The following is a 12156-nucleotide window of genomic DNA, read 5'->3' on the forward strand; positions in this document are numbered from 1 at the left end:
TATGGACGTCAGATGATCAGATTTCCGGATACCACGCACCCAGAACACCGAATTCTTCAAGCTTGGCAACGATGATCTCGGCGGCCTGTTCGGCGGTTTGATCGGATGTATTGACTGTGATCTCGGCGTTTTCTGGTGCTTCATACGGGCTGTCGATCCCGGTGAAGTTGGCGATCTTGCCTTCGCGGGCCTTTTTATAAAGGCCTTTCACGTCGCGCTGTTCGCAGACTTCAATCGGGGTGTCGATAAAGACTTCGATGAACTCGCCGTCTTCGACAAGGTTGCGCGCAAACTGGCGTTCGCTTTTGAACGGCGAGATGAAGGATACCAGCGTGATGATCCCGGCATCGACAAACAGCTTGGCGGTTTCACCGACGCGGCGGATGTTTTCCACCCGGTCGGCATCGGTAAAGCCAAGGTCCTTGTTCAATCCGTGACGGACATTGTCGCCATCAAGGGTGTAGGTGTGCTTGCCCATGGCATGCAGCTTTTTCTCGACCAGGTTGGCGATGGTCGATTTACCGGCACCCGAAAGACCCGTGAACCACAGAACGGCCGATTGCTGACCTTTCTGATAGGCACGTGACTTTTTGTTGATGTCCATTTCCTGCCATTTGACGTTGGTCGCACGGCGAAGCGAATGGTTGACCATGCCTGCGCCAACGGTGGCGTTGGAATAACGGTCGATGATGATGAACCGGCCCGAATGGCGGTTGTCATCATAGGGATCAAAGGCAAGTGCCTTGTCGGTTGCGATATTGGCAATGCCGACTTCGTTCAGTTCCAGCGTCTTGCCGGCAATATGTTCCAGCGTGTTGACATTGACCTTGTATTTCAGGTCGCTGATCTGCGCGTTGGTGACCTGTGCGCCCATCTTGATGATATAGGGGCGGCCGGGCAGAAGATGATCTTCGTGCATCCAGATGATACGGGCTTCGAACTGGTCGGCAAATTCCGGGCGTTCATCCGGACGCGCCAGAACATCGCCGCGCGAAATGTCGATTTCATCTTCAAGCGTCAAGGTGACGGCCTGACCGGCAAAGGCCTGATCAAGGTTGCCGTCAAAGGTGACGATTTCCTTGACCTTGCTGGTCTGACCCGATGCGGTGACGGCAATCGGATCGCCCGGCTTGATGATGCCCGACGCGATGGTGCCGGAAAAGCCGCGGAAATCAAGGTTCGGACGGTTGACCCACTGCACCGGAAGACGGAACGGCTTTTCAATTGCATCCTGTTCGACCTGAACGGTTTCAAGATGGCTCAGCAGTGTCGGGCCTTCATACCACGGGGTATTCGGGCTGGCTTCGATCATGTTATCGCCGCGAAGGGCCGATAACGGGATTGGCGTGATCGAGCTATAGCCAAGGTCTTTGGCGAATTCTTTATAGTCCGCAACAATGGTGTCGAATTTGGCCTGATCATAGTCTATCAGGTCCATCTTGTTCACCGCCAATACCACATGCTTGATCCCCAGCAACGAGGTAATGAAACTGTGGCGACGGGTCTGTGTCAGGATACCTTTGCGGGCATCAATCAGGATCACGGCGACATCGGCGGTCGAGGCGCCGGTTGCCATGTTACGGGTATATTGTTCGTGGCCGGGGGTATCGGCGACGATGAATTTACGTTTGTCGGTCGAAAAGAACCGATAGGCGACATCAATCGTGATGCCCTGTTCGCGTTCGGCCTGAAGCCCGTCAAGCAGCAGGGCGAAATCAATTTCGCCATTCTGGGTGCCGACCTTGCGGCTATCAGATTCAAGGGCCGCAAGCTGATCCTCGAAGATCAGTTTGGAATCCCAAAGCAGACGGCCAATCAGGGTCGATTTGCCATCATCAACGCTGCCACACGTGATGAAACGCAGCAGGCTTTTTTCCTCTTGGGCTTTCAGGTAGCCGAGAATGTCATCGGCAATCAGATCGGATTTGTGTGACATCAGAAGTAGCCTTCCTGCTTTTTCTTTTCCATTGAACCGGCCTGATCATGGTCGATCATGCGCCCCTGACGTTCGCTTGAACGGGTCAGCAGCATTTCCTGGATAATGTCGGGCAGGGTGGCGGCTTCGGACTCAACCGCACCGGTCAACGGATAGCAGCCAAGCGTTCTGAAACGCACCGATTTCATTTCCGGTTTTTCACCCGGATTAAGCGGCATGCGATCGTCATCGACCATGATCAGCATGCCGTCACGTTCAACAACCGGGCGCTTGGCCGAATAATACAGCGGCACAATCGGGATCTGTTCGAGATAGATATATTGCCAGATATCAAGCTCGGTCCAGTTCGAGATCGGGAAGGCGCGAATGCTTTCGCCCTTGTTGATCCGTGCGTTGTAAATATCCCAAAGCTCCGGGCGCTGGTTTTTCGGATCCCAGCGATGGGTTTCGGTGCGGAACGAAAATACGCGTTCTTTCGCGCGTGCCTTTTCCTCATCCCGGCGCGCACCGCCAAAGGCTGCATCGAACTTGTATTTGTTCAGCGCCTGTTTCAGCGATTGGGTTTTCATGACGTCGGTATGCAGGCTCGATCCATGGGTGAACGGGCCAATGCCCTGATCAACGCCTTCCTGATTGATATGAACAATCAGCTCAAAGCCATATTCCGCCGCCACCTTGTCGCGAAATTCGATCATTTCGCGGAATTTCCACGTGGTATCGACATGCATCAACGGGAAGGGCGGCGGGGCCGGGTAAAATGCCTTGCGCGCCAGATGCAGCAAAACCGACGAATCCTTGCCGATGGAATAAAGCATCACCGGCCGTTCGAACGACGCCGCAACTTCGCGGATAATGTGAATACTCTCGGCCTCAAGCTGGCGGAGATGGGTCAGATTAGGCTGCATTCTCGTTCCTGACGATCAATCAAAACGGTGGCAAATAACACAAAATTTGTGTTTATAAATGTATTTCACGTTGCTTTGATGGGTAATATGGAAACGGCTTTGATGCAAGCGCGATCTATCCAAATCACACAAAAAAGATAACCACATATTTTCTAGTACAAAGGAAATATGTTCTTTGGGTGTTTTCTTTGTGGTCGATGAAGCCCGGACGTCAAACCGGATAGCCTTTGAATGCCTTGGTCTGGGCCAAAGCGACATGGCCGATGAATTTGGTAATGCCAAGATTGCCGTGGATCATGTCTTCGGACAGGGAATGATAATGCTGCACATCGCGACAGACGAGGCACAGCATATAATCATACGGTCCTGAAATCCGGTAGGCGGCAACGACTTCGGGGATGGTTTTGGCCGCATCGGCAAAGCGTTTGTAATCGGCGGCGGTCTTGCCGGTCAGTGTGACCTCGGCAAAGACCCGGACATGCGGGCAGATTTTTTCGATATCAAGTACCGCGCGATAGCGTTTGACCACGGCTTCTTTTTCAAGCTTTTTGACCCTGTCAAGGCACGGGCTCGGGCTTAGTCCCACCAGCTTTGAAAGGGCAAGATTGGTCAGCTTTGCATTGGCCTGAAGGGCGCGCAGGATTTTAAGGTTGATCTCGTCGATCTTGATCATCGGGGTCGCCGTTATCTTGTTTGCGCCACCTTACACATAAAAAAACGGCCCGACCAGTATTCCGGTCGGGCAAGTAGGGCAGGATTTGGGGTGTTTCGAAAATCAGGCCGCAATGCCCTTGCGTTCCTCGGCACTCAGTTCGCCCATCACCTGATCAATGCCCTTTTTGATCGCATCGACCATTTGGTCGGCTTCGTCCCGGCTTAGCGTCAGGGGCGGGGAAAATGCCAGGCTGTCTGCGGTTGGAAGCGGGCGGACAATTACACCATGATTACCAATCGCCGCCGCACAGCGCGCGGCGATCTTGTGTTTCAGATCGAACCCGGTTCTGGTGTCGCGGTCCACCATCAGCTGCAAGGCACCCAGCAGGCCGACACCGCGCACTTCGCCGATATGGGCATGATGGCCAAAGGTGTCGTTAAGCCGCGCATGCAGATAGGCTCCGGTTTCTGCGGAATTCGCGACCAGATTTTCACCTTCGATGATTGCAAGGTTCGCCAGTGCCACGGCCGCCCCGACCGGATGGCCGGAATAGGTGAAGCCATGGGCAAATGCGCCAAGGGTTGCCGACCCGTCACGCAGGACTTTCCAGATATCATCGCTGATAAAGGCTGCCGACATCGGGAAATAGCCGCTGGTCAGGCCCTTGGCGGTGGCGATCATATCGGGGCGAATGTCATAAAGCTGATGACCAAACCAATGCCCGGTGCGGCCATAACCGCAAACAACCTCGTCACAGATGAACAGGATATCGTGCTTTTTCAGAACCGCCTGAACGGCCTTGAAATAGCCCTTTGGCGGGGTGATGACTCCACCGGCCCCCATGATCGGTTCGGCAATGAAGGCTCCGACCGTTTCAGGACCTTCGGCGATGATCAGGTCTTCAAGCTCGTTTGCCAGCCGGGCCGAAAACTGTTCCTCGCTCTCGCCCGGTTTGGCTTCGCGGTAATAATGCGGGAGTGACGTGTGTTTGACTTCGGGGATCGGCAGGCCGAAATTGCGATGAAAGGATGCAAGCCCGGTCAGGCTGGCGGTGGCAATGGTGGTGCCGTGATAGGCCTGCTTGCGGGCGATGATCTTGCGCTTTTCCGGTTTGCCGCGAAGCCCGTTATAATACCAGACGATCTTCATCAATGTGTCGTTGGCGTCCGACCCGGAGCTGCCAAAGAAGACCTTTGTTATGTGACCCGGCATCTTTGCCACCAGCTTTTCGGCCAGTTCGATCTGGGCCGGGTTGGATGCCCCGGCAAAGGTATGGAAATAGCCCATCTGATCGGATGCGGCCTTCATCGCATTGCCGATCTCAGTCCGGCCATAGCCGATATTCATGCACCAAAGTCCGCCAACCCCGTCCAGCATCCTGTTGCCGTCGGTGTCGGTAATGAACGCGCCCTTGCCCTCGACAAAAATGCGGGCCGGGCCGTTGTTTGATACATCGGCAACCACGGATGCCGGATGCAGGATATTGGCGGCATCCGATCTTTTAAGGAGTTCGGTATCATAGGGGGTCGACATGGCGGGTCTCCCGGACTTTGTGTGGGGCGTGAAACTTGTTATTCCGGTTATTCTGCCACGGTTGGCCCGGTATTAAATTTCGAAGCAACCCGGCTGCACGGCAGGGAATGCGGGATGGCTTATCCATCCCGCTGGAAATCATAAATCGGGCCAAGGTCAAGAAGTTGCGTTAGCTCATCTAGTGCTGTTCGGACTTCGTTCAGAAGCTTTGGATCGCGTAAATCATCCGCACTCAGGCGGTCACGATAATGTTTTTCGACCCAGCTTGTCAGTTCGGCAAAGCGTTGATCGTTGATCAGGCTTTGGGGATTGGTGGCAGCAAGTTCGGCATCGGTCAAGGCAACGCGGAGCCGCAAACAGGCAGGCCCGCCGCCATTGCGCATGCTTTGGCGCAGGTCGAAAAACTTGATCTGTCTGATCGGTGTAGTGCCCTTGCCGATCAGGTCATAAAGGTAATCGCGGACCGATATGGTTTCTTCGGCCTCGGTCGGCAGGATCAGCATCATCTGACCATTTTCCGGTAGGCGCAAAAGCTGTGAATTGAACAGATAGCTTTTGATCACGTCAGAAAGCGGCACGGCACTTTTGGGCACTTCAATGCTGGTGAAATCGGCAATGCCGTCCATCTTGCGCCGGATGTCGTCAATGACGGCGGGCGTGTCGACAAAGGCGTCCTCATAATGGAACAGGACATTGGCATTGCCGACCGAAATCACGTCATTATGAAAGACCCCGGCATCAATCAGGTCCGGGTTTTGCTGCGCATAAACGACACCGTTTTCCGATAGGCCATGATGGCGTGCTATCGCGCTGCTGGCTTCGAACGTCTGGCGCGCCGGATAACGGTTTGGCCGGGTTTTGCCAGGATCAAAAGCGTGGCGGCCATAGACAAAAAATTCGACCCCGCGCGCGCCATAGTCTCCGCAAAAACGGGTATGGTTGGCCGCACCCTCATCCCCCATATGATCCGTGCCGGGCAGGGCGGCATGGTGGGTGAAATGATCGGGATTGGCGAATGTCGCGGCAAGTGCACGACCCGTCACCGGATGTTCGATGGATCGGTGGAACATCGCGCACAGATTGGCCGGGGTGAAATGCACCTTGCCATCGGCAGTATCACCGCTAGGCGAAACGGTTGCGGCGTTGGCCGTCCACATCGGGGATGCCGATGATGCCGCGAGAACAAGGTTCGGATTGGTTTTCCAGGCCGAGGCCAGAACATCGCCATCCGATCCGCCAAAGCCGAAAACATCGCGCAGGGTTTTGACATGCGGGCGTTCATGGGGCGGCAGCACGCCCTGCACAAAGCCCATGTCATGCAGGGCCTTCATCTTGGTCAGGCCCTGAAGGGCGGCCGATTTTGGATCGGAATGGGTGCTGGCATTGCTGGTTGATGCGACATTGCCAAAGCTTAATCCCGCATAATTATGCGTTGGCCCGACCAGACCGTCAAAATTGGCTTCGATGGCGTATCGGGTCATGGGCGGACTCCTTTGGGGGCGGTATCGGGGGCGATCAGTTTGTCGGTCTGAAGGGTTGCGACCGGCCATGCGCAATAATCGGCGGCGTAATAGGCCGACGGGCGGTGGTTGCCGCTTTCGCCGATGCCGCCAAACGGGGCGCTACTGGATGCGCCGGTCAGTTGCTTGTTCCAGTTGACGATCCCGGCGCGGCTTTCATGGATGAAGCGCTGCCAAAGGTCAGCATTATCGCACAGCAACCCGGCGGCAAGGCCAAAACGGGTATTGTTGGCTTCACGGATCGCGTCGTCAAAGTGATCGACCCGGATGATTTGCAGGATCGGGCCAAACAGTTCCTCGTCCGCGCGGTTCTTTACATCGGTCACGTCAATCAGACCCGGTGTCAGGAACGGGCGGGCAGGATCGGGTCGCGTCATTTCGCGGATGATTTTGGCGCCATCGGCAACAAGTTTTGCCTGTGCCGCGATAAGGCCATCGGCCGCCCGGTTGGAAATTACCGGCCCCATAAAGGGTTCGGGATCATCATCCGGTACGCCAACGATCAGCCTGTCGCAATAATCATTGATCGCGGCGATCATTGCATCGCCTTTTGTGCCGGATGGCACGATCAGGCGGCGCGCACAGGTGCAACGCTGCCCCGCCGTGATAAAGGCCGACATGACGGTATGATGGGCGACGGCATCGAGATCGGCGGTGTCCCAGACCACAAGCGGATTATTCCCGCCAAGTTCGAGGGCCAGGATTTTGTCCATCTGCCCGGCAAAGGCATGATGCAAATGGCGCCCGGTCGGAACACTGCCGGTAAAGAACAGCCCGTCGATACCCGGATGCTGCGCCAAGGCAATACCGGTTTCGCGTTCGCCCTGCACAAGGTTCAGAACCCCGTCGGGCAATCCAGCCTGTTGCCAGAGCTTTACGGTTTCCCCGGCGACGAGCGGGGTTAGCTCGGATGGCTTGAACATCACGCAATTGCCCGCCAGAAGGGCCGGGACGATATGGCCGTTCGGCAGATGACCGGGAAAGTTATAGGGACCAAAGACCGCAACCACCCCATGGGGTTTATGGCGCAAGATCGCCTGTCCGCCGCCCGGCGCATCGCCGTGGCGGGTGCCGGTGCGATCATGATAGGCCTTGATCGAAATCGCGATCTTGCCAGCCATTGCGCCGACTTCGGTCAGGGCTTCCCAATGCGGCTTTCCGGCATCAAGGCTGATGGTGCGTGCCAGTGCGTCCTTGTGATCATTGAGCAACCCGGCAAACCGTTCAAGGATTTCAATCCGTTCATTCAGATCGCGTTTTGCCCATGCCGGAAAGGCGTTTCGTACCCCCATGATCGCGGTGTTAACATCATCTGGGCTGGCGGAATTACCCTGCCAGATGATGTCACCATTGGCCGGGTTTTCGGCGTGAAACGGCGTACCATTGCCGGTCTGCCATGTGCCATTGATGAACAGGGCGGGATTTGATTTCTGGGCCATGATGCCTGCTCCTGCGTGTTAATCGGTGACAAAACGGATCTGATCGCCAGCACGCAGACCAAGGATTTCGGCCTGATCGCGGTCCAGATCGACATGCGTACCATTAACAATCGTCATATAAAGCCAGCTTGCCTGATAGCCGCGAAGTTCCAGCGTACAGGCAAGATGGCGTTCCATAGACGGGCTGCGATCAACAATTTTGCGGATGGTGGCGATTTTGGAATGACGGATGGTGCGGATGTCATCAAGCCGGACATCAACGCAGGGTCCGCCATCAAAAATATCGACCGCATTTGAAAACCGGAAACCTTCCTTTTTCAAAAGGTTCAGTGCCGGGCGCGTTTCATCATGGGTTTTGCCGATCACATCCTGTGCTGCCTTGGGCAGCATTTCGATATAGATCGGATATTTCGGCATCAGATCGGCAATGAACTGGTTATTGCCAATCCCCGAAATGTAATCGGCATCGGGGAACGGGATATTGAAGAAATGCGATCCCAGCGCTTCCCAAAGCGGTGATTTGCCGTTTTCATCCTGCCAGCCGCGCATTTCGGCCATGACCATTTCCGAAAACCGTTCCTTGAAGCACCCCATCAACAGATATCGCGACCGCGCCAGAAGCTGCCCGTTGCCGTCCTTGCGATAGTCCGGGTCAAGGTAAAGAGTTCCGACCTCGGTAGCACCCTGATAATCGTTCACGAGTGTGAGCAGGCGTGACGTCACCGTGACATTCAGTTCATGCGAATACTGCGTCAGTTTCAGGATTTTGTAGTTATAGAAGGCCTTTGATAACCCGACCCCGGCATAGATCGCGCAGGTGCCTGCGACCTTGCCATTGGTGGTATCTTCGAGAACCATGAAATAGCTTTCACCACCGGGGCCGTCGATATCGGCCCCGAAGGCCTCGATGCTTTCAGTAATGCGGGCTTCGAGCACGTCGCGATTGGCCGGAAGGGTGGTCAAACCCTTGCTGGCCGAGGATGCCAGATCAACCAGCCGGTCAAGGTCGCTCATACGGGCGGGGCGGACACGCATCATGATTTTATATCTCCGTCTTTTTCAATGCGTCGGGTAAATCGCCTGAACCGGCTTTCATCAGGATCAGGGCCGAAAGCTTTGCCCGTTCGATCAAACTGTCGAGCTTCACAAATTCCTGATCGGAATGGATCAGGCCACCGCGTACCCCAAGGGTATCGATATTGGGTAATCCGACCTCGGCCAGATTGTTGCCATCGCAACAGCCCCCCGTTGCCTTCCATGAGATGTCCAGATCAAGGTCATGACCGAGCTCGCGCACCCATTCAAAAAGCGCCCTGGTTCTGCCGGCCATTGGTTTTGGCGCGCGGCCAAACTGGCCATGCAGTTCGGCCGTGATGCCGTCACGCTGATTGATCGCGGCAATGACATCGGCAATTTCATTTTCGGCCTGATGGCGTTCGTCATGGTTTGAAACCCGGACATTAAAGCGCACGACGGCGCTATCGGGCACGACATTGACCGGCCCGCCGCCATCAATCTTGCCGATATTGAATGTGGCCTCGCCAACCTTGCCGTTAAGCTGATCAAGGCGCATGACGCAGTCACTGGCCGCGACCATCGCACTGCGCCCGGCATGAAATTCACGGCCCGCGTGGGCGGCGCGCCCCTTGATCCGGACGGAAAAGTTGCCTGATCCCTTGCGTGCCCCGGCAAGGGTGCCGTCTTCCAGTGCCGGTTCATACAGCATGCCGAAATCGGCGGTACGGGCGCGCTCCGCCAGAAACGGTGCCGATCCGATGGAGCCGGTTTCTTCATCCGGGTTCAGGATCACGTCCCAGCCGATGCCACCCGCAAACGGGCTTCGTTCCAGCGCGCTTAGCGCATTGAGGATCGTCAGGATGCCGCCTTTGGCATCGGCAACACCCGGCCCGTTCAAGGTGTTTTCATCGATCAGGCGCGGGGTTTGAAAGGCACTGTCGATGGCAAAGACCGTGTCATAATGAATGCACAGCAAAACCCGAACCGGGGCCTGTGGCCGTTTGGAAAAATGCAAAAGCTTGCCATAGCACACGGGCGCGATGCTGCCGTCCGTGGCGACTGCTTCGCCATCGGGCAGGTCGATGACGGTGGTTGTGGCATCAAGTTCGGCAAAGGCATCCAGAATGGCATCGCGCATCCGGTCAAGACCGTCGATATTGCCCGTGCCACTATTGATCGCCGACCACGATTTCAGGCGACCAAGCGTTTCATCGTAACGCTGATCAAGCCAGTCGAGCCAAGGCTGAAACTTTGCATATTCGGTCATGATAACCTTCGGGACATTTTGGCATTGTTGATTGATTATTGGGTTTATCGTGCCAAAAAACGCCCGGCAGGTGGTGCGGGATCGGGGGACGGAAACGGAATTACATGCGGGCGAGCAAAAGGCATGAAGGTAATTTTATTTCAAAATTAATATCCGTAGAAAAATAAACTTGATTTAGGTCAGTCTTTCTTACCAAATAATGGCAACAACACTGACCTAAAGAGAAGCCCCATGACTGTCCAATGGAATGACCTGATCGTTCGCGATGCCCGTGCGCTTACCGCATCCGAAATCCGTGATTTGCTTAAAGTGGCCGACCGGCCGGAAATCATTTCCTTTGCCGGGGGCGTGCCCGACCCGTCGCTTTTCCCGCTGGCCGATTTCAACGCCGTTTATGGTGACCTGACGACCGACGAGGTCGCCGGTCGCAAAAGCCTGCAATATTCCATCAGCGAAGGCCTGCCCGCGCTTCGTCAATGGATTGCCGATGATCTGGCCGCCAGCGGGGCAGTGCGCGGGATTGATAACATTCTGATTACCTGTGGCGCGCAGCAGGGGCTTGATATGCTTGCCCGTTTGCTGCTGGAACCGGGGCGTGAAATCGTCGTGGAAAAACCAAGCTACCTTGGCGCGATGCAGGCCTTTTCCATGCGCCGTCCGACCTATATCGGGGTGAATATGGATGACGATGGCCCGGTGATTGCCGAACTCGAAGCAGCCTTTGAACGTGGTGTGCGCATTGCCTATCTGGCGCCGGATTTCCAGAACCCGACCGGGCGGTCCTATAGTCTTGATCGGCGCTTGGCGGTGCTTGAAGTTGCACGTAAATATGGTACGGTCATTCTTGAAGACGCAGCCTATTGCAAGCTGTCCTACGAAGGCGATGTCTTGCCATCGTTGCTTGCCCTTGATGAAACCAACGGCGATCCGCAGGCCGGAACCATCATCCAGCTTGGCACATTTTCCAAAACGCTGGTGCCTGCCCTTCGGATCGGGTGGGTCTGTGCGCCGCGTCCGGTGATCGAACGGCTGGTTCTGATGAAGCAGGCCGGTGATCTGCATGTGTCGACCATCAATCAGGAAGTCGCCCTGCGTGCGGCACGCAAACTGTTTCCGGGGCATCTGGATACCACCCGCGATGCCTATCGCGCCAAACGCGATACGATGCTGGCCGCCCTTGACGAATTCATGCCTGAAACCGTGTCCTATACAAGACCCGAAGGCGGGATGTTCATCTGGCTGACCCTGCCGGAAAATATCGATAGTCGCCAATTGCTGGAACAGGCCCTGCACGACGCCAAGGTCGCCTTCGTCCCCGGTCAGGCCTTTTTCTGTGACCACACGGGCCGTAATACCGCACGTCTCAGCTTCGCCACTGAAAAGGCGGATCGCATTCGCGACGGCATCGAACGCTTGGCATTGCTGATCCGGCGTGTGCACAATCAGTAAGGCGTATTGCGAAACACAGCCGAAGGATCATCATGAACATCCAACGCAACGCATCAAAGGCATCGACCAAGGGATCGCCGGATTACTTTACCGGTACGGTCCGGATCGACAGTCCGTTTCAAACCACCGATCCGGCGCGCGTCGGCGGTGCCATCGTAACGTTTGAACCGGGTGCCCGCACCGCATGGCACACCCATCCGCTAGGCCAGACCGTGATCATCACAAGCGGCCTTGGCTGGGCGCAGCGTGAAGGCGGGCCCCGCGAAGAAATCCGCCCCGGCGATATCGTCTGGTTCGAACCGGGGGAAAAGCATTGGCATGGGGCGACCGATAAAACCGCGATGACCCATATCGCAATTGCGGAATCCGTCAACGGATCGCCGGTCGACTGGCTGGAAAAGGTCGAGGACAGCGATTATCTGGGCCAATGATCAG

General features: G+C 55.8%; 10 protein-coding genes. 2 read left to right on the forward strand and 8 right to left on the reverse strand.

Going from position 1 to position 12156, the window contains the following annotated elements:
* Nucleotides 1-16: 16 nt before the first annotated feature.
* The 8 genes from cysN to AUP42_RS12710 form a co-directional block, all read right to left on the reverse strand.
* Nucleotides 17-1936 (reverse strand): sulfate adenylyltransferase subunit CysN, encoded by a 1920-nt coding sequence (gene cysN / locus AUP42_RS12675; protein WP_062951981.1) that lies wholly within the window; start codon nucleotides 1934-1936, stop codon nucleotides 17-19.
* The gene (gene cysD / locus AUP42_RS12680) at nucleotides 1936-2841 is read right to left on the reverse strand and encodes a sulfate adenylyltransferase subunit CysD (protein WP_062951982.1); all 906 of its coding nucleotides are present in this window, start codon (nucleotides 2839-2841) and stop codon (nucleotides 1936-1938) included. The genes cysN and cysD overlap by 1 nt, the downstream gene beginning before the upstream one ends.
* Nucleotides 2842-3052: 211 nt before the next feature.
* Nucleotides 3053-3514, reverse strand: coding sequence for an Lrp/AsnC family transcriptional regulator (locus AUP42_RS12685; RefSeq protein WP_062951983.1), 462 nt, complete (start codon nucleotides 3512-3514; stop codon nucleotides 3053-3055).
* A gap of 102 nt (nucleotides 3515-3616) precedes the next feature.
* Nucleotides 3617-5029 (reverse strand): aminotransferase, encoded by a 1413-nt coding sequence (locus AUP42_RS12690; RefSeq protein WP_062951984.1) that lies wholly within the window; start codon nucleotides 5027-5029, stop codon nucleotides 3617-3619.
* A 119-nt stretch (nucleotides 5030-5148) separates the two neighbouring features.
* On the reverse strand, nucleotides 5149-6510 hold the full coding sequence (astB, locus tag AUP42_RS12695) for an N-succinylarginine dihydrolase (protein WP_062951985.1): 1362 nt from the start codon (nucleotides 6508-6510) through the stop codon (nucleotides 5149-5151).
* Entirely contained in the window at nucleotides 6507-7988 is a 1482-nt protein-coding gene (gene astD / locus AUP42_RS12700; RefSeq protein ID WP_062951986.1) for a succinylglutamate-semialdehyde dehydrogenase, read from the reverse strand. Before astD ends, astB begins: the two co-directional genes overlap by 4 nt.
* Nucleotides 7989-8006: 18 nt before the next feature.
* On the reverse strand, nucleotides 8007-9026 hold the full coding sequence (locus tag AUP42_RS12705; RefSeq protein WP_062951987.1) for an arginine N-succinyltransferase: 1020 nt from the start codon (nucleotides 9024-9026) through the stop codon (nucleotides 8007-8009).
* Nucleotides 9027-9030: 4 nt separating this feature from the next.
* Nucleotides 9031-10272 (reverse strand): hydrolase, encoded by a 1242-nt coding sequence (locus AUP42_RS12710; protein ID WP_062951988.1) that lies wholly within the window; start codon nucleotides 10270-10272, stop codon nucleotides 9031-9033.
* Nucleotides 10273-10503: 231 nt separating this feature from the next.
* On the opposite strand from AUP42_RS12710, the gene AUP42_RS12715 reads away from it, so the two are divergent.
* Nucleotides 10504-11721 (forward strand): PLP-dependent aminotransferase family protein, encoded by a 1218-nt coding sequence (locus AUP42_RS12715; protein ID WP_062951989.1) that lies wholly within the window; start codon nucleotides 10504-10506, stop codon nucleotides 11719-11721.
* A gap of 32 nt (nucleotides 11722-11753) precedes the next feature.
* On the forward strand, nucleotides 11754-12152 hold the full coding sequence (locus tag AUP42_RS12720) for a cupin domain-containing protein (protein ID WP_062951990.1): 399 nt from the start codon (nucleotides 11754-11756) through the stop codon (nucleotides 12150-12152).
* Nucleotides 12153-12156 lie beyond the last annotated feature (4 nt).

It is taken from the genome of Thalassospira lucentensis, from assembly GCF_001613805.1.
Classification (GTDB): domain Bacteria; phylum Pseudomonadota; class Alphaproteobacteria; order Rhodospirillales; family Thalassospiraceae; genus Thalassospira; species Thalassospira lucentensis_A.

What these genes read in the sequence shown, in the direction of transcription:
- cysN (WP_062951981.1), bottom strand. Translation starts at nt 1,936, where the DNA reads ATGTCACACAAATCCGATCTGATTGCCGATGACATTCTCGGCTACCTG.
- cysD (WP_062951982.1), bottom strand. Translation starts at nt 2,841, where the DNA reads ATGCAGCCTAATCTGACCCATCTCCGCCAGCTTGAGGCCGAGAGTATT.
- AUP42_RS12685 (WP_062951983.1), bottom strand. Translation starts at nt 3,514, where the DNA reads ATGATCAAGATCGACGAGATCAACCTTAAAATCCTGCGCGCCCTTCAG.
- AUP42_RS12690 (WP_062951984.1), bottom strand. Translation starts at nt 5,029, where the DNA reads ATGTCGACCCCCTATGATACCGAACTCCTTAAAAGATCGGATGCCGCC.
- astB (WP_062951985.1), bottom strand. Translation starts at nt 6,510, where the DNA reads ATGACCCGATACGCCATCGAAGCCAATTTTGACGGTCTGGTCGGGCCA.
- astD (WP_062951986.1), bottom strand. Translation starts at nt 7,988, where the DNA reads ATGGCCCAGAAATCAAATCCCGCCCTGTTCATCAATGGCACATGGCAG.
- AUP42_RS12705 (WP_062951987.1), bottom strand. Translation starts at nt 9,026, where the DNA reads ATGATGCGTGTCCGCCCCGCCCGTATGAGCGACCTTGACCGGCTGGTT.
- AUP42_RS12710 (WP_062951988.1), bottom strand. Translation starts at nt 10,272, where the DNA reads ATGACCGAATATGCAAAGTTTCAGCCTTGGCTCGACTGGCTTGATCAG.
- AUP42_RS12715 (WP_062951989.1), top strand. Translation starts at nt 10,504, where the DNA reads ATGACTGTCCAATGGAATGACCTGATCGTTCGCGATGCCCGTGCGCTT.
- AUP42_RS12720 (WP_062951990.1), top strand. Translation starts at nt 11,754, where the DNA reads ATGAACATCCAACGCAACGCATCAAAGGCATCGACCAAGGGATCGCCG.